This is a genomic window from Paenibacillus sp. FSL P4-0338, from assembly GCF_038002365.1.
Lineage (GTDB): Bacteria > Bacillota > Bacilli > Paenibacillales > Paenibacillaceae > Paenibacillus_AQ.
In genome coordinates, this window is the sequence record NZ_JBBOCG010000001.1 from 4,680,561 (window position 1) to 4,706,803 (window position 26,243).

The window sequence follows — 26,243 nt, forward strand, 5'->3', positions numbered from 1 at the left end:
TTACTCCTTTCCCTTTTCCACATTCGTCGGAATGTGAATTACGATTGTTGTGCCCTGGTTCTCGGCTGACTGTATTTCCATTCTTCCTTCCAGCAATTCCACGCGTTCGCGCATACCCACCAGACCGAAGCTTTCCCGGTTGGCTTGTTCACTGATTTTTTTCACATTGAAGCCTAAGCCATTGTCTTTCACGACAATCTTGATCAATTGAGCCTGATAAGTAATCTCTACCAGTACGTAGCTCGGATAAGCATGCTTCGCCGCATTGGACAGCCCCTCCTGAACCAGCCGGTATACCGCTGCTTCCATCGCCGAGGACAACCGGTGCTCCTTCCCCCTGGTTTCAAAAGAGGTACGGATCTTCGTCTTCTCCTCATAATCATGCACATACTTCCGCAGAGTCGGAATCAGCCCCAAATCATCAAGCGCCATCGGACGCAGGTTGAAAATCACCTTGCGCATTTCTTCCAGGCTGTATCTTACCTGCCCCTTTAAGTCTATTACTTCGGCTTGTACCAGCCCAAATTCCTGCTTTACCAGCATTCTTTCTACAATTTCCGTCCTTAGGACTAGATTCGCCAGCATTTGAGCAGGCCCGTCATGAATTTCCCGGGCAATTCTTTTCCGTTCCTCTTCCTGAGCCAGGATTATTTTGAGTCCAATCATCTGGCGGTTCTTCGCAGATTCGACAATTCGCGTCACTTGACCTAGTTCTCCAGACAGATATTCCAGGACAACGCTCATTTGCGAACCAATTGATTCGGCACGTTCTACAGAATTTTCGACACTGCGAACACGCATTTGCAGTTCATCGCGTCTGTTCCGCAGATAAGCCTCCCTCTCCCTGGTCATCATCAGCTCAAGTTGCAGCTCTGTCGCCTTCTCATAGGCAATCCGTATGTCCTTCTCCGTGTAGCGGACAAAATCCCGGCTGACCTCTGTCAGCCGGATCCGGGAGCGGTGGTACTGCTGCTCCAGCTTGTCTACCTTTTGCAATGTTTCATCCGTTTCTTCCATGACCCGCTGCAGCTCTTTGTTGAGTGCAGCAAGCTCATCCCGTGCCACCTGCAATATTTCGAATATCTGATACTTGCTGCTCTCCATCACATCGATGGTGTTTTTAATCACCCGATCTATCGCATCGGCTTGAAATTCCACGGATGCTTGCCCCATTTCTATCGAATCGTATTAAAGGCTTTCCTTTATACTAACATATCACGATTCGATAGTTACGGTCTTAGTGTTCTGTTCCCATTTTACAGTCAGTCCAAGCTGTTCTGTCACGAGTCTGAGCGGTACTAAAGTCCTGGCATTCAGGATTATAGGTGCTACTTCAGCACTCTGCCGCTTCCCGTTCAGCACGAATTCCTTCTTGTTCACGGTCAGATCCAGCGCCTTGGAGCCCCGAAGGACCATAATCTTCTTGGTCTTCGCATCCCAGACCGCATTGCCGCCGAACGCGTCCATTACATATTTTATCGGCACATACGTACTGCCGTCCTTCACGATCGGTGCGACATCAATAGGCTGCTTGGTGCCGTTAACCGTCATCGCCTTGCCGCCTATGCTCATCGCCGCCATCCCTTTGGGCAGTCCCGCCTCACTGGAGAGCGATGGCATCACGAAGGAAATATTATCAAAGGCCACTGTCCCCGTCTTGGCCCGTTCATCCTGGCCTTCTTCTACATTTACCACGTAAAGTCTCTTAAGGGAAGCTGGGAATTTAATCCCTGAGCCGGACAGATCGATATTAAGCGTCTTCCAGCCGTTCCAGTCGATGACTTTCGCCAGATCAATATAGGCCGTCTTTCCGCTGGCATCCGTCAGCTCGGCACGCATCCAGTTCAGGCTCATGTCTCCCATCACATCGACGGACATTGAGGTCGCCGCCGCCGGAATATCCTTGCCCGTTGTACCGTTGAACTGGGCGTATGCATACATTTTGCCGGTGCCTGCACTCATATCGTAGCTAAGCGATAACACCTTCGAGCCTGCACGCTCTGCGCTGCCTGGAACCACTGCTGCTGTTCCGGTAACCCCTGCCGCATTGGTAGTGAACGCGAACGGATAATTGGCATTCTCGAAATCCTCCCACGCCGTAGCAGCCGCAGTAGACAAGACAACCGCCGTGCTGAAGCCGTCATAGCGGGCAATCGCATATCCGGTAGTTACGCCAGGATCGACCGACTCCACCTTAAGCTTGCCATCCCCCACACTTCCCTTGAAGCCGATGAACTCCCACTTCAGTGCGGTTGCCGGAACAGCTATCGTTGCCCCGCTCTTCGACACTGCGCTAACCGGAACTGATACAGTGGCCCCAGCTTGCAGCGGTGCAGTGGCTGTACCTGCAATCAGGCTAGACAAGTCTTCTCCGCCCAGAACGGTGACCTCGGTCTCCGCACTCGCTGTTCCGCTGGTCGCCTTCAGCTTCACGGTTCCTGGCTTGACTGCCGTTGCTTCGCCCGCATTCACAGTCACACTGCCGCCGCTTGCGGTCCAGGCCGGATTAGCCGCTGCTACATCCACCGGATTGTAGTACGTATCATAGCCCTTTAGGGAGTATGTGGCCTTTTGTCCGATTAACAGTACCGAACTGCCGCTGATCTTGATTCCTTTCACTTCACCTTGCGGAGCAGAAGTATATACCCCGACGCCGTTAACGATTGTACGCTGCTCCTTGCCGTATTCGGTATTGAAGGTAAGTGTAGTCGAGGTTTCAGCCAGCGGGCGGTCTACCATCGTTGTAGAGCCCCCTCCGTCCAGATTAATCCCTTTCCACACCCCAATATTCGTCATGAAGGATTGCAGCTCTGTCAGCGACAGCCCTGCACTATTGCTGTTTTTCTCGGCTGCAATGACATATACATACCTGCCATCCTGGGAATATCCCAGCGCTGTACGCGCCCGGTACCCGCCTATACTGCTTGTGGAGCGTGAGAACGACGACGCCTTGCCGTTATTGACCAGAATCGTATGCCCCCCGATCATCATCTGCAGCGTTGAAGGATCGAGCTCCTGCTGAGTAGTTTTGGAACGGAGCACATAGGTACTGTTCAGCTTCTGTCCTACAATCAGATGGGCCTTAACGAACTGTGCAGCCAGCCCGTGCGTCCGCAGAATATAGGCCCCCTTGGGTACGGTCACCGGCAGAGCCGAATCCAGCGAGATCTGAGTAATGATATCATTCTCTACCAGCACCTCCGTCGGTGTAGTAGAACTGCCCTTAGGACGCTCCAGCGCTGTCCAAGCATCTGTATAAATATAAGCAGCATTAGCATGACTGTAAGTTGAACTGCCGCCTTCGGGATTGTAAGCCCCTTTGTTGATGCCGGATAGCGGGAACTGAGAACCATCCTCTGCGGTCAGCATCCCCTCAAAAGTATATTCATCAATGATAGGTTTACGGTCCTTGGTTACTGCAAAAGCATACATTCCGTTCAACTGTGAAGGGGTAGACACCAATACTCCGCCGGATACCTGACCGCCAATCGGTGCACCCTCTCCGCCGGTATTGAAGTAATCCCCGTTCACCGCCGCGACTGCTCCTGTCTCCGCCGCCATGCCCCCGGTGCTCTGCCGTGTCGTCAGATTCCCGCCTTTGCCGGTCATTACATCCAGAGAGACGTAAGGATTATTCAGATCGACACGAATGACGCTGGCCAGTCCTGTCGCACTCTTACCGGAACGCACCGTGGTAAATTTATATTTCATCATCATCGCACCGGAAGTGATAACCTCTTCACTAAGCTTCGTCGCCGAGAAGGACGCTGCTGCTTGTGCTACCGGCGCAGTGCTTGCGCCCAGCCATCCTGCACCTTCACTTCCGACAACCGGCATGATCCATATTACACCTGCCAGGGATGCAGCAATCCATTTTTTAGCAGGCGACCATTGATTTCCCCGTGTTTGCTCCGTACTCTTCTTCCCCATGAAAAACTCATTCATTTCAGTGTAACTCTCCCATCTATTTGTACTCTTCTACCTCGCTATCAAGACCTGGATATCAGTTCATAGTAATAGACTATACCTTTAATAGACTGAATTCAGCTCGAAAAGTTGCGAAAATTGGAGAGAACTAGCAGTTTTTACCGGCTGGGCAGAGTCACGCCGGAGCTGTCCTGGCGTGCCAAAATAGCTCCGGAACATATAAAATATGTCCTCGCAAAATAACCCCACAAAGTGGGGCTTTAGCGTAGGTGGTGACTCAGGTACTTTGCGGGGACCCCAAAACACATAAATTCTTATCTATCAAAAAAGCACCCGGCCCATAGACCGGATGCTCTGCTTAACTATAAACTATACAATTCCCTTACAAATAGCCTGCTGCCTTCAGCATCCGCTGTAGCATGACCGCAGCCTGCCCTCGGGTAGCATTACCTTGCGGCTGGAACTCTGTAGTGCTGACCCCCTGAATAATTCCCGCCTTAACCGCCTTGGCTACAAATTCGATACTCTGGCTCAGAATTTTCGCCCGGTCCTTGAACGGGCTAAGCGTATCCATCACCGATGCACTCAGCGTTACAGACTGTCCGGAATACTCCAGCGCCCTCACCATCATAATCGCCATCTGCTCACGGGTAATCTTATCCTCCGCACGGAAGGTCCCGTCCGTATTGCCGTTGATGATGCCGGCTTTGGCGGCGGCTTCAATGAAGTCACTCGTTTGTGTAAAGGGGCGTACATCCTTAAACTGGGAAGCTCCACCACGAACTGCTTGTAGACCCAGGCCCCGGCTAAGCATCACAGCGAACTCGGAACGGGTGATCGGCTGATCAGGCATAAACGCAGTTCCATAGCTGCTATCTATGATATTTTTGGCGGCCAACTCTGCTACAGCAGTCTTACTCCAATGGGAGGTCACATCTCCAAATGTACGCAAGGATATGTACACTCCCACCACCTGGTTCCCCTTCGTGCGTGCACTAACAACGCTATTACTCCCCACTGTAGCAATTTGGGCCGGCAAATAAATAGCATCATTATATGTCGAATCTACTCCGGCAGCCATCGTTTGTGCAGAGTTCAGTACAGCAGCATTGCGAACAGTGTATTGTCCTGCTACATTTAACTCCTTGGCATTGGAATAGTTATCTTTAATAGAACCCGTTAGACGTAAATCCATAAGCCCGGTAACGTTACGCATGGCCTGGCTTCCAACTTTTTGTTCGAACGAATAGAACGTCCCGCCCGGAACACTCTCCATACGCAGAACAAGGGAGACCTTACTAATATCTGTCCCCAAACTAGCAATTAGTGAATTCACATCAATATCGCTTAGTTTTATACCATACATATGATCTCCGTACCGGATGATCAGTTTTGCATTTTTGTTGCTTGCGGCTGCATCCGATAGAGCTTTTAGCGGAACGGTAACATAGGCTGACTTCTCTGTAGAAGGAACCTCGAATACCAACTCATCCGTACCTGCAAGCTTCAGATATTGATAACTGGCAGCCATACGCTCTGCATTCAGATCATATCTTTTAACCATTTGTTTGTAGACCGAAAGATCTGTAACCCCAAGAGCAGAATCACTCTTCAGTAACGGGTACTCCTTGCCAAACTCACTGGCAGGCAGGGTTCCCAGATAAGAAGGGCGGCTTCCATTGCCGGTTACACCAGTGGTCAGATTCTGAACAGACAATGAGTTGAAGGAAGGAAGTGAGTTCCCATTGGTATCTGTAATCATCCCCGCACCAGACAGGTAAGAGAGCTCAACCTTTTGACCGGCCGTCACTGCTTGCGAGAGATTCAATTTTAAAAGAGTTCCGGACAGGCTGAAATCCTGAACATCAATGCCGCTTCCATCAGCCTTAATCCCAAACTGATTAGCATACAATTTTGAAGAGGACTGCATGCTTTTGGTAAAGGTAACATTAAGTTCATTGCCTTTCACCGTAGCTACGCTGATCTCGGAGACTACCGTAGCTGAAGTTACAGACACTGGCTGAAGATCAACATAGGCGGCACGATTTCCATTCAGATCACTAAGTCCAAGAGTACCTGGAACATAGGATACCGTAACTGTTCCGCTAAGCGGCAATGCATTCTGAAGGGTCAATGTAGCCTGTGTACCACTCACCGAAACATTGGTAACATAGTTTGGTTTGCCGCCAACCAGTACAGAGAACTGGCTATTCATCGGCAAATTAATGGTGGACAGACCTTCGTTATAATTGAGAAGTAGCTTATTGCCCGCTCCCGTCGCATTCTGGAACACCGGCGGCACGTTGTCCTTAGTATTGCGGATGTTAAACTCAGCGAAGCCCGCGATATTCTGCCCCAGAGAGCTAACCAGCGGATACGATCCGGCGTAATAGGATACCCGGACCGACTCCGAATTGCCCACCTCAGAACCTACAGTTAGATATAGGGTATTGCCGCTGGTACTAATAGAATTCACCCCAAGCGAATACCCGTCAGTCGTGACCACAAACTGTTCATAGGCATATGGAGAGACCGTTTTGAGCGTATCATTGAAGGTCAGTGTTACTGTTCTGCCTGTAATTCTGCCTTCTTTGGGCGTAGGGAGCGCCGATTCTATAGTATTGGTGATCTGCTGTCCAGAAAAGGTAGGTGCAGCATTCCCGCTCGTATCCTGAATCGTCCGCACGCCGCCGGTATAGCTGATTTTCACATTCTGGCCTACAGCGATACCTGTACTAATCACTACAAATACACTATCTCCTTGAATATAGGCACTCTCAATATTCCGGGTTTCCTCATTGACGGTTACCCCGAAGCTGGAAGCCAGCAGAGCCACTGAAGCATTAAGCGTCTCACTATACCTCAGACGGATCGTCCGATTGTTCTCCAGCACTGCACTCGTCAGCGATGGCGGGGTCTTGTCTATGGCTACAGTGCGGAAGCTCCATGATTTGGTACCGCTTAATCCCTCATACTGCACGCTGGGGTCAGCGGCGTCTGTGAACGTCCCTTTGGCGATGTCGATATAATAGATCGTATCTGATTCCAGCGCTGCAGCCGGCTTAATAATGAATTCTTTGGCAGAGGCACCCTGCTGGACTGCTGCTGCCACTTTAGAGCCATTGCTTTTGTATAGAACAACCCCGCTTGCGACGGTGCTATCATAGACAACATCCCGGTTGAAATTAACCGCAATCGTTTTGGAGATGTCTACCGACTCACTGCGGTCCGCTGGAGATAACCCGGCTACAGACAGACTTGTCAGCGAAGCTGTAGTGAACGTCCAGGAGTACGGGCCTGAAGCCGGAAAGAGTTGACCATCCTGATCATAAAAAGCCCCCTGCGGTATTGTAACTGTATATAGTGTACCGCTCAACAGCGGCGACGCCGCGGAGGCTGGCAACAGTGTAATTGCTGAGCTCCCCCCGCCGGTGACACTCGTCGAGTTAACATTCAACCATCTTGTCCTGGCGTCCCCTTCTGCACCTGGAGAGACTGAGATTACTCCAGAGGCCGGACTCATCGGGCGGTCGAAGTACAGCTTAAGGGCTCCACTTACCGATGCGCCAAAAGATGCGTTGGCCGGAGCCGTAGATGCAGAGATAGTACCCGTGCCAATCGTGGAGAAGGTCCAGCCGCTGCCACTCGCTATCCCCTGATAGGTTGTATTATTAGTATCCTTGAATGCATACGCATCGATAAGCACATAATAATTTCCGCCAGATGGAAGCTTATTAGCCAGTGTCAGTGTAACCGTTGTAGCTGAATCTGCGCTCTGGAAGGCTACTCCAGCTTCTCCCTCGCGGATCGCAAACTCCTGTATAACCGCGTTATCCGCTGATGAGAGCAGCCTGACGCTGCCTCCCCCGGCTGTAAGCACTCCGGATAAGCGTATACTCAGCTCCGTTAAGCTACTTGCCTCTATTCTGGAATTGCTGGCCGGAGACATACTGCTTGCTATAATCGCCGGGTTCACCTCCGGGGCTGTCGTGAACTTCCAGCTGGTTGCTGCTGATTCATTGCCTGCACTATCCTTGAACAGCCCTTTAGGCACACTTACGCTATATGTTTTGTAAGGAGCGAATTTAAAACTGGAGCCTAGCTTGATCTCGTAGCTTGCCGAGTTTCCGATTAGCCCTGCACTCCCGATTGCAATTTCCGTAAATACTGTTTCGGCATTTACATCTGTAATGGTGATTTTCCCGGCTTGCGGGATCACCTGGCGGTCAAAGCTAAGCCCCAGCGAAGCCCCGACATTTACAAAAGCAGACCCGTTAGCAGGAGAAATGCTGATTCCGAATTCCGAAGCGGCGTATACCGCTGATGTATGTATACCGATAGCTGGACTGCTCAGACCAAGCAGCAGATTGCCTGCAATGATAATTGCTGTGCCTATTGTTAATTTCTTTTTCATTCTTAAAAAACCCCTTTCAGCCCTTCCAGCACTTCTTGTATTTGTATACTGTTATATTTCGGCTAAAGGGCTTCCAAAGTTTAGAAGATGACAGCTAAGGGCACATCGGCTTGCTCTTTTCACAAAAAAAAGGCCCACACAGCACCCTCTTCATGAGGGCATCTGTATGGGCATGTTTATTCTTAATTCTTAGATTCCGGACTGGGCTTTTAACAAATCCGCCTTATCCACGCGTTCCCAAGGAAGATCCACATCTGTACGGCCAAAATGTCCATAAGCAGCTGTCTGTCTATAGATAGGCTTACGCAGATCCAGCATCGAGATGATTCCCGCTGGACGAAGATCAAAGTTATCGCTGATCAGCTGAACCAGCTTCTCCTCACTGATCTTCCCCGTTCCATATGTATCTACATTGATCGATACAGGGTTTGCAACACCGATAGCATACGCCAATTGAATCTCGCACTTGTCAGCAAGGCCGGCAGCGACCAGATTCTTCGCTACATAACGGGCAGCATAGGCTGCAGAACGGTCCACTTTGGTCGGATCTTTACCGGAGAAGGCTCCGCCGCCATGACGGGCATAACCGCCATATGTATCCACAATAATCTTACGTCCAGTCAGACCGGCATCTCCTTGAGGACCACCAATCACAAAGCGGCCAGTAGGATTAATGAAGTATTTAGTGGCTTCATCCAATAGTTCAGCTGGTACAACCGGAAGAATGACATGCTCTTTGATGTCTGCCTGAATTTGCTCAAGGGTAATTTCTTCTGCATGCTGGGTAGATACTACGATCGTGTCCACACGCACCGGCTTGTCGCCCTGGTACTCAATCGTAACCTGGGTTTTACCATCCGGACGCAGATATTTCAAAGTTCCATCCTTACGGACTTCCGCCAAGCGGCGGGCAATTCGGTGAGACAGGGCAATCGGAAGCGGCATAAGCTCAGGCGTCTCATTGGTAGCGAACCCGAACATCAGACCTTGGTCACCCGCACCGATGTTAGCAGTCTCTTCAGCTAGTGACGCAGGATCACGATGCTCAAGAGCAGCATTTACACCCTGGGCAATGTCTGCAGATTGCTCATTCAACGAGCTAAGGACGGCACACGTATTATAATCGAAGCCAAACTTCGCGCGGGTATAGCCAATTTCCTTAATAGTATTACGTACGATTGCCGGAATATCCACATATTCAGACTTAGTGCTAATTTCCCCGATGACAAGCACGAGACCTGTTGCTACAGCTACCTCACAAGCTACACGGGCATTAGGATCGTTAGCAAGAAATGCATCTAGTACCGCGTCGGATATCTGATCACAGATTTTATCGGGGTGTCCCTCCGTTACGGACTCAGAAGTAAACAGATGACGCCCTTTGATCGACATATACAACAACCTCCCATATTGTTGATCTGACACTGTATTCAAGGGGGCTCCCTAGTAGATAACAGGCCAAATGTAAGTAGTAGAATAATAATGGCCAATGCCTGTTTAATTCAAAAAATGAACCTTTTCCGAATGGAAAAGGTCTACGGCCTTCCTCAAAAGTCATATTATCTTATTTACCGGTTGCTGTCAATTGAAGCCAGTTATGCGAATAGAGACTGCTCTGCCTGTTTGATCAACCTCTTTGTGATTTCCCCGCCAACAGATCCATTATCTCTGGAGCTTAGATGCCCCAGATATGGAGTTCCTCCAGATGCGCTTGCTCCGCCAATTGTCCCCAGCTCAGAAGCAAACTCCGTATCCATTCCGCCGCCGTACGAAGCTCCATATAATCCGAATTCAGAAGCAATTTCATATTGCATTTGTTTCAGCATTGCCCGGCTTTCTGGTACCACTGTGCGATTTGTACGTGCCATGTTACAGCACCTCCTGCGAATTTTTTAAGATTACAGGTGGTATTGTGTACGAATTCCAAAGGCTTAAGTCGGCTCAATGTTTGTCAGCTGTGGGAATGAGTTCCGGGGTATATTGAAATCCAATATAGGGCATTCTTTATATAGAAAGAAAAATACCGATTGATGTGTCCTTTAAAACGGGTTGTTGTTTATTTGAGAGTATATGCACCACGGACCATAACAACGATTTTCATCGTCTGACCGTCCTGTACAGCGATTCCACGGCCATCCCGCGGGAAAGATAACAGATGATTCGTAGGCGCAGCTACACCATTCGCCAAATCGACACCATCCGTCAAATCAGCCACCCCATTAGCATCCTGGGAATAAATAACCGCTTTGCCGGCACGAACAATGAATTCTGCACCTGCTCCAGCGATGAGAGTCTGGCCTGGCTTCACATCAACAATTTCAACGGCATTTCCTGTAATGCTGGTATCCCCTGTACCGGGAGCTGGCGCTTTGGTAGGTGCTGTGGTTGCACTCGGTGCTGCAGTTGCAGCCGGTGCATTAGTAGCCGTAGCGCTCGGAGCTTGGGTAGGTGGACTAATGTTACCGCCCAAAACCTTCTGAATCTGCTGATCCACATAGCTCTTGGTAACCACCGGGTCCTCTGCCGTTCCTGGCTGCGATCCTACGCCTGCACCTTCAGCCGTAATATTAAGTAAGGAGCCTGCCCACAGGCTCCCCGCCAATAGCACCGCCGACATTGATACTTTCCAAGCTGTCTTCAAATGTATTTCCTCCTCATATCGGAATAAATGGCTATAAAAAAAGAATAGCCTCCGAAGAGGCTATTCTTTGCTTCGGTAATCGGAGATTACTTAGCGTAAACTTCAGTAGTGTCGTCTTTAATAACGTTTCCGTCACCGTCAGTGAACGTTGCACCTTTAACGACTTTAACAATAATTCTGTTAACTTCGTTAGCGTTAAGGTCAAGCTCTTCAAGTGCGCCTGCTTTAGAATCAATGATTTGTTTGGAGAACTTAACAGACCATTTACCCTTGTCAGAACCGTACTTGATTTCAGTAACCGAAACGATTTGTGATGCCTTAACAGCTTGGTTATCAACAACATCATTGTTGATAAAGAACTGCAGGTTGCTTGTGATGTTCTCTTTAGTAAGACCAACTACGTCTTTAGAGAATCCAAGGATCAGTTCAGTGGAGCTTCCTCCAGATACTGCAGCAGTGTTAAAGGTTGGCTTAACTCTGCTAGTCAGCTTACCCTTAGCTTTAGCTTGTGTACCATCAATGCCGTTACCAACAGTGTCAGTAACTCCGCTTACGATGAACTCGTAATCAGATTTAGTTTTGTCAATTGCACCACTAGGAATCTTGATAGTTACGCGAGCATATACAGGATTCTTTGTAGATGTAGTTACATTACCATTAATATCAAGAGTTGTTACAGATGGGAATGAACCAGCTGGAAGTGCTTTACCGTCCAGTGTATAGCTGTTTACATCGATCAGAGTTGTGCTATTCAGACCACTTGGATCCATCAGATCAACTGTAATGCTTGCTTCGCCATATACTGTATTAGTAACGCTGTCTCCGCTAACTTTCACACTGTCATTGAATTTAATTGGTGTGTAGCTAGCAGTTGGCATGAACAATGTTGGTCCCTTGTCATCAGTGGAAGAAGCTCCCAAAGTAACATCCAATACTTGTGCAGTATTTTCATTGCCAGCATAAGATTTATCTTTCACTAGACCAGCAGGTACACGCAGAGTGTACTTACCAGCAGCTACAGTAGCTGGAACTGGAATAACGATAGTTTTTTCGTTGTTTTTCTTGAAGCCGGTAGTTGGAACAATGATGGATTCACCAGTAGATTCACTGATCAGGTATACAGTACCCTTACCAACATACTCAACATCCTTAGTGAATCTCAAGGCAATACCTTTGTTCGTTGCAGTTGTTGAATAAGTTACATTAGTCACTGTTGGAGCTACTGTGTCCTTAGTGAATGTGATGGCTTGGTTAGAAGCCGTTCCCAGGATATTGCCCAGTGTGTCCTTAACCGAAGCAGCGAAAACAACTGAGCCGGTGAAAGTATTGCTGGATGGGAATGAAATTCTAGGGGACTGCAATGTGAACTTCTTGCCATTCTCAGAAGTAATAACGGAGAACGTACCTTGGCTTTCACCAGAAGCGTTCAACAAGCGAACGTTACCTACCAGGGATGCACGATCTACAGTTTTATCGAATTCAACTTCGATAAATCTGTCGCTTACCGGAGTTACGCTCTTGATGACAGGAGCTGCAACATCGGAAGTTACTGTAACTGTAGTTTTAGTTGGGTTCGGTGTAATTGCGTTCCCGGAATAGTCAGATACGTTTTGCAGAGACACATCATAAGTCTTGCCGCTATCCAAAGATACGCCGCTCAATTTGAATTCATCATAAGTAGCATTGGTTGAAGTAGCTTGAGCAGGTGCGCCGTTAACGTAAGCTACGATACCGGTAGTTTTAACTGGCTCGCTGAATTTAACATATACATCTTTAGTATTTGTTTTTGCAGCAGCAGTTGCAGATACGATAGTCGGAGCTACTGTGTCAGCAACATTCACCGTTTGAAGGAAAGCTGGGATGGATTCTGCAGAAGTTGTGCGAATATCCCCGCTTACTTCAATGTTGTAGTTACCTTTAAGGAACTTGATAGTTGGAACGTTAGCCAAAGTGATTACAGCCTCAGTGTTATCGGCATTGAATGTCACATTAGCATTAACTGCATCATTTTCCTTAGTGCCAACCTTAGTGATCTTGATCACTTCATCAAGCAATTTGCTGGATTCAGCAACAGTGTCAGTATCAACTGTGCGGTTGAACTTCACAACTACTTGCTTAGAGTTAGGAGTTGTTACGGAAACAACCTTAGGAGCCTGCAGAGTTACTTTTGCAGTGTAGTCCTTTTCAAGGTGTTTGAAGTTGATTGTTTGTTCAACGCCTGCTACCAGAGCAGTTGTCAATTCAACGTTTGCAGTAGTCTTGTCAGAGAAAGTTACAACTACTTTGGTTGGGCTTACTGCTTCAGCAGAAGCTACAGTCAATGTAGGAACTTTACCGATTTGATCAGCCGCATAAGCTGTTTGTACTACCAGAGCACGGTCAGCATTAGATTTGAAGTTTACATCTTTAGCAATCAGACCAGCATTGATAACTGCTTGTGCATAGCCTTTAGCCCATACAGATGCATTGTTGTCAGTTGTAGTAGGCTGTTCCATCTTCAGAGCACGGAACAATACTGCTGCAACTTCTTCAACTGTTACTTTACCATTGTAGTTGAAGATGCCTTTAACTGTGTCTTGACCTTGCATCAAGCCTGCAGCTGTAACAGCTTCTACGTAAGGAACAGTCCAGTTAGTAGCTGTGTAACCTTTGTCTTTGTAAGTGAGCTTGCCAGTTACTTCAGTAAGACCGAACAATTTAGTAACGATCTTAGCGAATTCACCGCGAGTCAGATCTTTTTCAAGGTGAGCTTTACCATCTGGGTATCCATTAAGAATACCTTTTGCTGCCAAAGCATCAAATGCTTGTTGTGGAGTTGCTTTTGCTGTTTCACCAAATGCCACAGAGGCAAACATCGAGAATGCCATTGCTGTAGACAGTGCTACGGATAAAATTTTCTTCATAACCTTTTTTTCTCCTCCTTGGACGTTCATAAACTGGGATTTTTCTTTAGTTGTGTAGCTCATATCACTCATTTGTCGAGCACCCCCTTTCCCGAGTTGAGCAGATTAAGTATAAATAATGTCTGTGACGGGTATCACAGAAACTTGTAAACAGCTTCAAGGCATAGTAATACTAGATTCCTAATTCTACCTAAGTATTATACAATGTGCCTCTAGTCACGTAAAGCTAATTTTTCCATTTAGCAATGAGCAGTGCCTCCAGGGCATTCCACAATTGCCTTGTGCAAGTGACTCTACACCTTAAACGCAATAGGTTTGAAAAAGTTGCGCTTTGGTTAAAAAAAACTTTTTCCTGCCTGCTGTATCCCTGCCCCGATACACTAGAAGATACAATATGTATGTTCTACTAACTATTGTTAATGTTGGGTGGCTACGGGAATCAGTATAGCATAGAGATATTCCAAACGTCATTAAACAATATTTTCTAAGTTTACAAACAAATATTGCGTACTAACAGGGGGGTGTTTGTTGACCAGCATTCAAGTTAATAAGTATATAACCACATTGCAACAGGGTTAACACTTCGGATAGTGATTTACATAAAGAAAGGCTACTGAGATCAACTCAGCAGCCTTTCCTTCAAATTAGTATATCCAGGACTATCGAATCTTCAACGATAGCTGTATTAACTCCTGGCGCTTCTCAGGACTTGCATTAACATTCTCATACATGGCATCAATAGCTGCACGGTTCTCGCGGTAGCTCTTCTCATGTTTGATTGTGCTATGGGACCATTCGATCAAAGCATTCTCAGCAATAACCAGTTCATTATAAGCATCATGGAAGCCAGTTGCTTGAACAAGCTCTTCCATTACTTCCTGAGTGATCTCCTGCAAAGCCCGCTTTGCTGCAATTTCCTTTTCCATAACCTTTGCTCTATTCTCAAACATATTCTTTGCTTTCGTGTAATCCAATTGTGCTTTTGATAAAATCGGTTTCATCGATAGCTTTCACCTTTCACGTAAAAATGGTTTCTTTGACATTGTAACGCAAATGGGAGCAGATTACAAAGATGTCCGAATGGTAATTTAACCTGAATAAGGTTTTTACTATAGAACTGTCAATCCCTAACTCAGGGTTTTAGGGAAAATTGTAGTGCTTTTCTTCAAAAGCTCCACAGCAATTTTACCAGCCTCAGCTCTTGTCATATTGGCTTTGGGATTAAAGTTGTACGAAGCCTTCTTTTGGCCCGTAGTGGTCACTTCAGCCCCGTTCATAATTTTCGCCTTTGACACGGCCTGAACTGCGGCTAATGCATAGGACTCTATTTTACCGGAATCCAGGAATGACTTGGCTACTGCATCCTTTAATTTCTGATCATTAACCGGCAGCTTCAGCTTGAGTGCTCTGGCAATCATCACTGCCGCTTGCTCGCGCGTAATCGGTTGATCTGGCCCGAATACCCCATCGGTAAGTCCAGTAACAATTCCGGCTCTCGAGGCTGTTTCAATATGTTCATAATCCCAGGTCACTGAACCGGCCCCTGGAACCAAATCAGCGTAAGTCTTATTGCCATCGTAGTTAAGCGGCAGATTCAAGCCTTTTACCAGCAGGGTTGCGAACTCTCCTCTTGTAGTCTGATCGTCTGTGCCAAACTGTTCAAAGCGAAGATTATTCATGATCCCTTTGGAATACAGGGCATTGAGAATGTTACGGGCCCATTGATGATTCGTAATGTCGTTATAACCGCGGCTCATCTTCATAACCTTGTAATAACCAAACTCATCAAACGGAACACTGATTGTATGCTTGTTGGTATCCACAGTACCGCCAATATTCACCCATTCACGGTTGGAATTATATTGGAATACAGTTACAACAGTCCCCGCGTCATCAACGACATTGGAGTCAAAGGCCAGCGTTAGTTTCCCACGCTTGGATGGAGTGATCTTGCGTTCTGCCGGAGTCTGCGGATCACCGAACAAACCATCTACAGAATACGGAGCCAAGCCATTCGTGGCAGGAATGTAGCCTCCGGTCGATACCGTACCCAGTTCTCCCAGGCCTCCGCTAATCCAGTACACATCGGATATTGTTACGAAGTTGCTGCTCTCATATGGAGAACTGAAACGAAGTGAGAACTCATCGGGAATGGTCCAGTTAGGAATTCCGCTCTCTTCAAAGGTTACCGGGAAGCCGATGACATTGCCATAATCGTTACGGCGTTCTACCACACCTGTTGTCGGTTCAGCAATACCGAAGCGAAGTTTGGTATCCGGATAGAACTTCTTCAGGTTGCGTGTATCTGTACTTTGCATTACAGTCCCTTTCGGGAAGCTCAGTTCCAGCTTCTTATTAAATACACTGTATTTGTCCGCTACCTTAGGAGCCATATACTGCGAATCAACAGCCACGGTACCCGTATAGAATATCGAGATAGTATCTGTACTTGTACTGCTTCCTCTGACAACTTGAATTTTGATACTGTTTGCCTTATCCGGCTTCAAGCCTACGTAATCCAGAACGAATCTGCCCGGTCCCAGATCCGTCCGCTTAACGGCCTGCTCTTTGTCAATAACTACATTAGTAGCACCCTCAGCCTCAATATCGAAATGAACAAAGTTCTTATTCACAACATACTGAGTCCCTACAGAGGGTTGAGGAGACAGAATGCGGTAAGCACTGACCTCCCGGATCAGCTCCAGCTTCTGGCTGGTCTTGGCACCAGTGCTGTTAATCAGTTCAAGCGTATAGATGTAAGTTCCCGGTGTATCATTAGTAAGATCCTGAATCCGCATTACGAAGTCCTTCTGACTGCCGGCAAAGCTGGTAGTGTAACGTTGATCAGCAAACACCGGGCTTGCTGTATTTGAAGTACTGGCATTTGCCGGAATATCAAGCGACAAAATATTTTTGGTACCCAGGTTCAGGTTCAGCTTCACAGCCCCGCTGCCCCGCAGCACCAAATCGTAGGTTTTTAGACTGGTTGTATACTTTGTTTCATTATAAATAAAATCAGGTGTCAAATTAAACAATTTCGTGAGCAGTACATCCGTTGGTCCAAAATTAGTGTCCGGGAATGTAGGTCTCCCTGTGCCTAAGGCTGGCTGGAACTTGCTGATGGTTGATACGTTCTCATCAAGAATATAGACGCGCAGTTCCTTGCGAACCTCACGAACCTGTCCTTTTTCATCTACCCCTGTTCCTGTAAGAACAATTTTGTTCTCCCCGAATACAATGGGTCCTGAAGTTGCATTAATTGTTAAATCCACCGAAAAAGTACCATCACTTGGGTTAGGCCATTTCTCAGTTCCCGTGGGCTTCATCTTCGTTCCATTCACATACATTTCAGCGAGGAAGTAGCTGCTGCCCAGATTAAAATCAATATATTGTCCCTTTACGTTCAATACTGTACTTTCTTTGGAGTTTATTACATAAGTCTGGCCATCCGTAAGGTTGGATACATAAATGTAGCTCTTGGAAGCAAATGAAATATTCACATCCTTGTTTGATGACGAGCCATCAATCTTGAATCGGACAGTCTGATTCCCATTCTGGAAATCCGTAATTTTGAAGATATGTTCTGTTGGCGATACCGCCTTAATCCATTGCGGCGCTAAAACTCTGGTGGACAAAGGCAAATAGTTTGCCAGCAGCTTCACAGGAGTGGTTGTCACAGCCGTATTGGTTTTGACCAAGATATAGAATTCTCCAGAATCCACCTTAGCCCCATTCAGCGCTACTCCGGCAGGTACTGTCCCTGTTGTTTCGTTATATCCCGGCAAATACTTCATATCTGTAATTACAATATTATTCTTCATATACTGAAAATCAATGGACCGGTTAACGGTCTTGGTTCCATAGGCTACTGAAAGATTGTGCGTTTGCTTTTCTAAGCGGTTAGCGGGTGTTGCATTATCCTTGTTTAGAGTCAGAGGGACCTGGAAAGTTACCAGCCGGTAAGCTGGCGCATCCTTAACTGGAGATGGCACCAAAATTTCATTGCCGTCTTTTAACGCTACAGCACCACTGCTTCCAAGTGTTAACCCTTCCCCATATTTAATAGCGGGGACTACACTATCCAGCTTCACAACTGCCGATCCGCTAAAAGGTACTCCTGCATTATCAGGAACCATCATCTGGACAAACAGATTGGCGGTGTCGCTGTCTTCTGTCATCACTGGCTGGTCTCCGTATAAGAAATCCTGACCCTGGCCCTTTGAATCTCCTAAATACATGGCGACTATGGGGTTCTTCTCATCATAGTAGAAAATTGAATATTGAAAGCTGAGTGTGTCAGAACCATTCTGGACAACCAGCTTAAGGCTATTTACCCCAGGCTTAAGCTCCATACGCTGGGAAAAGAAGGTGCCGTCCTGCAATAATGATGTGCTTGAAGCCGTACCCTCATTAAGAGCAACTGTAACCTTGGTAACATTCTGGGCCTTGCCTTCAAGTGTGATTTCCTTGTTGGCTACGACCAGTTGTGCGCCTTCATTCAGATTCAGCTTCTCAGATCCCCCTAGAACCTGAAGCTTCTCTACATAGGGTACCTGATCAAATAGAACGTAAAATGCTTCGGAGCGGTCATTACTGCCCTGTGATCCGGTCAATGTAATCCGGTTCATACCAGGATACAAGGTCAAATTGGCACTGAAGCGGTTGTCAGGACTATCAACATCCAGCTGAACAACTCCAGGCGTAACATGTGTAGGATCTTCCAGCCACTTGCCGTTCTTCTGATCCCACGTCAATAACTGTACATTGGCTCCAAGTGTAGAACTGGTTACCTTGGTGAAGGTTCCTGTTACTGTGAGACTCGCATCTGTCACCTGCAATACATTGTCTCTGGCAATTTGCGCAGATGACGATGATGAAGCTGGCGGCAGCAGGGTCAGATCAACCGTATTCCGCAGCTTTTGATTATCCGGTGTAAAATAACTGGTCGGCTTATCTGCAGCCGCCGCAATATTCATAAGTCCTGGTGGGACTAAGGATACCAATAAAGCGAACAGAAGTGTCCAGATAAATGTTTTTCTCATGCGCTGCATGTCATTAACCTCTCCCTTTTGTTGATGATAATTATTTTATCGGTCCAGCAGCCCATAATTTGAAGGACTACGCCCAACTTTTCTGTAAGCGGCATCCAGATCTGCAATAGCAAAGGCCCCAGCTTGCCCGGCTATGAGAATAAAACAAAAAAAGCGTACCCTTATGAAAGGATACGCACTAGTATTTAATGAAACTAATTGAAGTTACGCCAGGATGCCGAAGAATTTATAGCTTGCTTCCCCGCTCCTGCCCAACCTTCATCCGCATTCTCAAGAACAAGTCAATCACCGGACGCTTGGTCTTGCTGATGACGCCGGTAATCTCTGCGCCGATCTGCAGGAAGAAGAGCATGACGCAGATGACTACGAAAGTAACCCAGTTGGCTTCGTAGAGCGAAGCAGAGGTCTGGATGACTGCCAGGATGCCGAAGAATGCGGCAATGCCGTAGATGATCAGTACTGTCTGGCGATGGCTGAAGCCAAGCTCACGCAGACAGTGATGGAGATGGCCCTTGTCCGGAGCGAAGATCGGCTTCTTCTGCAGCTTGCGCCGGACGATGGCGAAGAACGTATCCGATAACGGAACTCCGATGATAAGGAGTGGTGTAATGAATGAAACCACCGCAATCTGTTTGAAGCCGAGCAGTGCGAGCAGCGCCAGGCAGAAGCCCAGGAACAGCGAGCCCGTATCGCCCATGAAGATTTTGGCAGGATGGAAATTGAAGAACAGGAATCCCAGAATGCTGCCTAGAAGCAGCAGACAGAGCAAGGCAACCATGGTGTTACCCATCAGGAAGGCCATGACGGCAATCGTAGCAATTGCGATACCAGATACGCCTGCTGCAAGCCCGTCCAGCCCGTCGATCAGATTCACAGCGTTCGTGACACCGACAATCCAGAAGATCGTCAGAGGGATGGCAATCCAGCTCTCTAGGGAAGAATAGCTATTATGAAAAGGAATATTTACGAAATCAACCGTGATGCCAAACCCGAAAACTACGATACAGGCAGCGGCAATTTGGCCCAGCAGCTTCACTTTGGCTGAAAGCTCAAAACGGTCATCCAGACCGCCGATCAACACAATCAGACCGCCGCCGCATAGCAGCGCCTTAATGAAATTAGTCTCCCGGGGAGTGAAGTCATACGGAATAAACGGCAATACGGCAAGCAGGCCTAACACAAACGCCAGAAATATGCCGAGTCCGCCGAGGCGGGGCATGATCTTCGTATGCACTTTCCGGGCATTTGGCACATCTGTCGCACCGATCTTAATAGCGAATTTCTTCACGAACGGCGTCAAAAGCAGTGCAAGCCCCATGCACACAATGAATCCGGCGATGTATATGATTAACATTTGAAAAGTCGACCTCCATTTCTCTACCGCATTGAATTATACGCTGAACCAAAAGCAAATTCCAATACTGTTTTTAGGCGATACCACGGATTTTTTCAGTAAATTTCCTCATTTTACTGGTCTTTTGTTACTTTATCTTTCTCTCGTACCACTTTTACTGCGAATTTCGGCAGCGCAAGCATTCTTTTGTAACGTGTAGGTTCCTTAAGCAGCCGGTATAACCATTCTGCCCTTAATTTCTGGAAGGCAACAGGAGCACGGCGGCTCTTGCCTGAGATCACATCAAAGCTCCCGCCAACACCCATCATCACCGGAATCTGCAGCCGGGATTTGTACTGGGCAATCCATGGTTCCTGACTGTCCGCCCCTCTGGCAACAAAGAGCAAGTCAGGCTTCGCTTCAAGGATGCCGCCCACAATCTGTTCGTCCTCTGCCGGACCAAAATACCCGTCATGATATCCTGCGATGACAATACCGGGATATCTTGTTTGTAACCGGGAAGCCGTCTCGCGAATCACCTCAGGAGTTGAACCGAGCAAATATACTCTCCAGTTATAGCTTTCGCCTTGGTGCAATAATTCATGTAAAAGATCAAAACCGGCTACACGCTCAGCTACAGGCTCATGGCAATATTCCGCTGCCCATACCACTCCAGTCCCGTCGGGGACAACCAGCTCTGCTGATTTCATAATCTCCATATAAGACGGATTCTCCAGCGCCGCCATAACCATGATCGGATTAGCAGTAATTACCTGATGCGGCTCACGCTTATGAACCGCCTCCGTCAAATAGGAAACCGTGGTCTTCATATCCGCCTTGGATACTCGTATGCCAAAAATGGGTACTGTCGGTAATGCGCTATCTGCTTTCACTTGTCACTCATCCTTTACGGCCGAAATATTGGGCAATTCGCCGGGCAGGCGCCTCAGCCTCTTGGGTCAGCGCGGCAATCAGCGGCTCCCGCTCCTGCTTCCAGCGCTCCCCTGAGCTCAGCAGCTCCAGAAGAACGGCAGCCACCTTGTCTGCCTCCAGTGTATCTGTCTTACCCACCGGCTGACAATCCACCCGCTCAAGAAAATGATCAATCTTCGGATCATAAGAGACGCCCATCATCGGAACACGCTGTCCCGCAGCATAGATAAGGCTGTGCAGCCGCATACCTATAAGCGTTTGGCACTGGCTTACCTCCCACAGCATCTTCAGTGGATGAAGCACATCCTCACGGATCGTTACTGATCCCCCATTATCTTCTATAGCCCGGCCTATCTTCTGCATTACATAGCGGGAAGCCTCATTGTCCGCAGGATGATGGAAGGGCAGAAAGTGTACATGGAGCGGCTGGACCGCAGAAGCCTTCACTAAACCCTCAGCCAAGGTATCAAGTTCTTGGCGGGACTCCTCCCAGAAGCGCACGGAGACACCTATAGTAGCGGGCGAACCTTGCAGGCCGGAGTTGAGTGTTCCAGCTACAGGATCTGCTTCTGCATGTTGTTCTGACTGCATATCCTTAGGCAACTCCAGCCCCATAACCGGGTCGGGTACAACGTCTATATCATCAATGCTGAGCCCCATAGACTGAAGCAGCAGGCGGGACTGTTCATCCCGCACGGAGATATAAGCACATTTCCGGAAAATCGATTTGATCAGCGGATGAAACAGCTTGCGGTTCACCGGGCCGATTCCCTGGGAATAGATAAATGTCGGCTTCCCCATCCACTGGGCCAGCTTGATGATGCCCAGGTAATACGGGATGGTCTTGCTGCTTGTCACATCCTGAAGCAGGCTGCCGCCGCCGCTGATCAGACCCGCACTGTCTGATATAGCTCTCCGCACCTCTCCCAGTTTCATCCGGTGTACGGATTCCACCCCGTACGTGGCAGCCGTCCACTCCGGATCAATGGATAAGACCACAGGCACAAGCGTTACTCCGGCGGCCTGGGAATGCTTGCGCAGAGCATTCAGAATCGACTGCAGAACGGCTTCGTCTCCACTGTTGTGGAAGCCGTAAAAGCCGGAGATTACAATTTTTTGAGCAGAGGTGACCATCGTTTCCAACATCCTTCCACAATCTGCCATATCCCTACAGCGATAATACCAATGATCAGGCCGAGTCCAAGACCCAGGAGTCCGCGGACCAGCGAGATAAGTACCGGCGAATGAATATGGGCAAAGGTATCCACCATAGACAACTGGCCAATGACTGCAATAATCATGATGAAGGCTGCACTCCGGTATTTATAGGCCAAGAATGCGCCGAGGATAAAGAGTGGATGTGCCAGCAGGAATTCCTTGTTACGGGGTCTGACCCCGACAGTATTCTCCAGGAAGACACGAAGGATTTTCTCCGGTGCACTTACACTTCCGGCATTCCCGGTCCGGCTCAAATAATACATCCCCACGATACCGATTACTCCGGCCGCAATGACCATAGCGAGTGTAATCGGCGTCCGCAGCAGCTTACCGGTCTTGTTAAAGGCAAATTCGCCACGGTACAGAAGGACATACAGTGCAGTAAGCCCGATCGGGGCCAAGTGCAGCAGACTTACACCGCGGAACTGATCCAGCACCAGGGCGTAGGTAATATTATTCAGCAGAGCAATGACGAAAGGCACCGCACTGAATGTGATTAACGCAGTTTTGACATACAGAACGAGACTATGTGTCAGACGGCGGCGAGGGCTCATTACGGCAAAGGTTAACGGATTGGCGCGTAAAGGCGGGCCCATCTCATTAATTTTGCGGATAGCCAGCACTATAGCCAGGGTAGGCGCACTTATTGCTACGGCAAGCGCCAGCGCCTGTTCAAATAATGTCGGCTTCAGAATCAGCAGTCCTGCACTTCCAACCAGTCCAAGCACCCATACAGGCAGAGTAAGCCAAGGAATGAAGTAGGAGAACAGCAGGGCAACCATAGCCACGGCTCCGATCACTGCAATCAGCTTGAAATAACGCTGGAAGGAGGAGTCGGCCACATCAAACGCTGTAGCTTGTCCAAGCTTGAAGCCATTAGACTCAATCTTGGCCACCGCACCCTCAGGTCCGCTGAGACTCTCGATCAGATTATCCAGCGTATCTGTAATGGCAGCCTTCTTGGTGTCTCTAGAGGGGATCGTGTTCAGATAGATCATGCGGATATTGCGGTCTTTCGTACCCAGTGCGAACCGGTCTGCAATCACTTCAGTCTTCAGGCTGGAATCCGCCTCACTGAGTGAATACAGGCGAGTCACGTTGTAGTCCAGCATATAGGCCAGCTTGGAGAAGCCCTTCTGTTGAACTTTAATATTCTCGATAGCTGCAATCCCCATCCCGTGTTGCTTCAGGAGATTAGCGAAGGCTGTCAGACTGGCCGTATCCGCATCATCGGAGTAACCCTTAACCGACTCGCCTTCAAAAAGAATCCGTTTGACGCCAAGCTCGGCGTAACGGTCCAGCAGCTTCTTCACAGCATCCTGATTGTACGCCAGAGAGTCTACAAGCCGGGGCACAATGCTGAAGCCCTTCCCGTGCAGCATTTCCAGCGTAATCGGGTCCGGCTGCAGCGGCTTGAGCGTTGCATTCTCCAGCGGAGTCTCGATGATCAGCCCCTGCTGTCCGCGGTAGTTCCACTCTTCCGTCCGGATGTCCAGACTACTGAAGGCATCGCGGATAACTGGTGAGAGCATTTCACTGTTCTTCGCACTGGTAAAGAGGACATATGTATAGTTCTCATTCTCCGGAATCACAGTATCGGTAAGATTGGCGATATCAGACGCTCCCCAAATCATCAGGCGGCGCGCCTTGCGGAAATCCTCCAATGTATTTTCATAGATAGCCATACTCTGAACACCGGCAGCCTTCAGCCGGTCCAGCTGCTCGTTGATATAATCCTGCGGATTCTCCCGGTAGCTCGCAACCTCCACGAGATCGCGGTAATCAAAGACAAACTCAACCGTTTTGGAAGACTTCTCTGTCTGTAGACGGTCGTATACGACCGGAAGTGCACTGATCAGCCCTATCACCATAATGATCCATAACCACTTGCGTGATGCTATATTCCAGCGTTGCCATTTCTGCTGCACCAAAGTACCTCCTCTTTCACTTTAAAGCTGATTGCCGTACGTCACAGTTGCCGACCCTCTTGCCAGCGGCAAATTTAAGCGGAAACGGAGGTCTGTCCATCTGGAGCAGCTCCGTTTCCGCAGGGAAGTTATATATTGCTTATTATTTCCCGTCTACCCGCGCCATAACCTGACTGGTCAATTCAGCAACCTTGTGCTTAGCGTTGTCCAGGGATTCACCTACCACGGCAAAATACACTTTGATCTTCGGTTCCGTGCCGGAAGGACGCAGACAGAACCATGAGCCGTCCGACAGCAGATATTTCAGCACGTTCTCTTTAGGCAGACCGTCAAGCCCCAGGGAATAGTCCAGCACCTGCGTCACGGAAGCACCTGCGATTTCGTGCGGCGGGCTGGTCCGCCAGTCATTCATAATCCCCTGAATCTGGGCCACTCCATCCTTGCCCTTCAGCGTACGGGACTCCAGGCTCTCCAGGAAGTATCCGAACTGTGCATACAGCTCTTGCAGCACATCGTACAGGGTCTTGCCCTGGGCCTTGTAATAGGCACCCGCTTCAGCGATCAGCATCGCCGCAAGGACTGCATCCTTGTCACGGGCATAGTTGCCGGCGAGGTATCCGTAGCTTTCTTCATATCCGAACAGATACGTATACTCGCCGGACTGCTCGAACTGATTCATCTTCTCCCCGATATATTTGAATCCGGTCAGGGTGTTGAACACCGTAGCGCCATAATGGCTGGCTACAGCAGCGCCCATCTCACTGGTTACAATGGTCTTGACTACAGCGCCGTTAGCCGGCAGCTTCCCTTGTTCCTGTAAACGGCTCAGGTAATAATGAATCATGAGCGCGCCGGACTGATTCCCGGACAGCACTACAAATTTGCCTTCGTTGTCACGAACCACGGCGCCCATACGGTCAGCATCCGGGTCTGTACCGATCAGCAGATCCGCATTCAATTCCTCGCCCAGCTTCATCGCCAGGGTGAAGGCTTCACGTTCCTCCGGATTCGGAGATTTCACGGTAGAGAATTCGGAATCCGGCTGTTCCTGCTCAGGAACTACATGCACCTGAGTGAAGCCGATCTTCTCCAGTACACGGCGGACCGGAAGATTGCCTGTCCCGTGCAGCGGCGTATAGACAATGGAGAAATCCCGGCCCAGCGAAGAAGCAATCTCTTCACCGCTGACACTTACCGCAGCAACCGTATCCGTAAACGCCTCGTCCTCTTCGGCCTCCAGCCAATGGAGCAGGCCTGCGCTCTCTGCAGCCTCCTGAGACATGCGTTTTACCCCATTGAAGGAGTCCACATTCAAAATGTTAGCAATAACCTTCTCTGCTTCATGCGGCACCAGCTGTCCGCCCTGGGCATTGTATACCTTGTATCCGTTGTATTCAGGCGGATTGTGGCTGGCAGTGATTACAATGCCTCCAGATGCCTTCAAATGACGGACGGTAAAGGACAGCTGCGGCGTGGAGCGCAGGGAAGGGAACAAGTGGGTCTCAATTCCGTTGCCGGCGAGTACAAGCGCAGCCTCCAGCGTGAATTCCGGCGAGAAGCGCCGGGAATCGTGGGCAATAACCACCGAGGGTCTGCCTTCTCCCGTATGCTGTCCCAGAATGTAATCAGCGAAGCCCTGAGTAGCCCGGCCGACTGTATAACGGTTCATCCGGTTACTGCCTGCTCCGATGACTCCGCGCAAGCCGCCTGTACCGAATTCAAGATCTCTATAGAATCGTTCTTCCAGTTCCTTCGGTTCACCGGCGAGAGCCTTCAGCTCTTCTTTGGTGTTCTCATCGACAGAAGGGTCCTGCAGCCAGCGTGCCAGGGTCTCCTGCGCCTTCGGGCTTAATCCAGTCATGTCAATCTCTCCTTCTCCATCTATAATGTATAAG

Annotated in this window: 14 protein-coding genes; all 14 read right to left on the reverse strand. The window is 48.6% G+C overall.

The annotated features are described in order from the left end of the window. Positions 1-1,158, reverse strand: a complete 1,158-nt coding sequence (locus MKZ07_RS20580) for a sensor histidine kinase (protein ID WP_036699270.1) — start codon at positions 1,156-1,158, stop codon at positions 1-3. 57 nt (positions 1,159-1,215) lie between these two features. Continuing rightward, positions 1,216-3,945 (reverse strand): stalk domain-containing protein, encoded by a 2,730-nt coding sequence (locus tag MKZ07_RS20585; RefSeq protein ID WP_036699239.1) that lies wholly within the window; start codon positions 3,943-3,945, stop codon positions 1,216-1,218. 364 nt (positions 3,946-4,309) lie between these two features. Then, the gene (locus MKZ07_RS20590; protein WP_341027350.1) at positions 4,310-8,341 is read right to left on the reverse strand and encodes an Ig-like domain-containing protein; all 4,032 of its coding nucleotides are present in this window, start codon (positions 8,339-8,341) and stop codon (positions 4,310-4,312) included. 189 nt (positions 8,342-8,530) lie between these two features. After that, positions 8,531-9,733, reverse strand: a complete 1,203-nt coding sequence (gene metK, locus MKZ07_RS20595) for a methionine adenosyltransferase (RefSeq protein ID WP_036699242.1) — start codon at positions 9,731-9,733, stop codon at positions 8,531-8,533. Positions 9,734-9,936: 203 nt separating this feature from the next. Beyond that, the gene (locus MKZ07_RS20600) at positions 9,937-10,209 is read right to left on the reverse strand and encodes an alpha/beta-type small acid-soluble spore protein (protein ID WP_036699243.1); all 273 of its coding nucleotides are present in this window, start codon (positions 10,207-10,209) and stop codon (positions 9,937-9,939) included. Between the two features lie 188 nt (positions 10,210-10,397). After that, positions 10,398-10,982 (reverse strand): hypothetical protein, encoded by a 585-nt coding sequence (locus MKZ07_RS20605; RefSeq protein WP_036699245.1) that lies wholly within the window; start codon positions 10,980-10,982, stop codon positions 10,398-10,400. Positions 10,983-11,068: 86 nt separating this feature from the next. Continuing rightward, entirely contained in the window at positions 11,069-13,957 is a 2,889-nt protein-coding gene (locus MKZ07_RS20610) for a DUF4469 domain-containing protein (protein WP_051493923.1), read from the reverse strand. A gap of 587 nt (positions 13,958-14,544) precedes the next feature. Beyond that, on the reverse strand, positions 14,545-14,886 hold the full coding sequence (locus MKZ07_RS20615; RefSeq protein ID WP_036699246.1) for a hypothetical protein: 342 nt from the start codon (positions 14,884-14,886) through the stop codon (positions 14,545-14,547). A gap of 126 nt (positions 14,887-15,012) precedes the next feature. Continuing rightward, positions 15,013-18,936, reverse strand: a complete 3,924-nt coding sequence (locus MKZ07_RS20620; RefSeq protein WP_341027351.1) for an S-layer homology domain-containing protein — start codon at positions 18,934-18,936, stop codon at positions 15,013-15,015. Between the two features lie 226 nt (positions 18,937-19,162). After that, a complete protein-coding gene (locus MKZ07_RS20625) occupies positions 19,163-20,290 on the reverse strand; it encodes a glycosyltransferase family 4 protein (RefSeq protein ID WP_036699250.1) in 1,128 nt (375 codons plus the stop codon). Positions 20,291-20,403: 113 nt separating this feature from the next. Beyond that, complete coding sequence (locus MKZ07_RS20630; protein ID WP_036699251.1) at positions 20,404-21,162, reverse strand: WecB/TagA/CpsF family glycosyltransferase; 759 nt, start codon at positions 21,160-21,162, stop codon at positions 20,404-20,406. A 7-nt stretch (positions 21,163-21,169) separates the two neighbouring features. Next, positions 21,170-22,336 carry a polysaccharide pyruvyl transferase CsaB gene (gene csaB, locus MKZ07_RS20635; RefSeq protein ID WP_341027355.1) on the reverse strand — a complete coding sequence of 389 codons (1,167 nt, stop codon included), beginning with the start codon at positions 22,334-22,336 and terminating at the stop codon, positions 21,170-21,172. Beyond that, positions 22,309-24,348 (reverse strand): DUF5693 family protein, encoded by a 2,040-nt coding sequence (locus MKZ07_RS20640; RefSeq protein ID WP_341027357.1) that lies wholly within the window; start codon positions 24,346-24,348, stop codon positions 22,309-22,311. Before MKZ07_RS20640 ends, csaB begins: the two co-directional genes overlap by 28 nt. Before the next feature lie 142 nt (positions 24,349-24,490). Beyond that, complete coding sequence (locus MKZ07_RS20645) at positions 24,491-26,209, reverse strand: phospho-sugar mutase (protein ID WP_036699256.1); 1,719 nt, start codon at positions 26,207-26,209, stop codon at positions 24,491-24,493. Between the last annotated feature and the right edge of the window lie 34 nt (positions 26,210-26,243).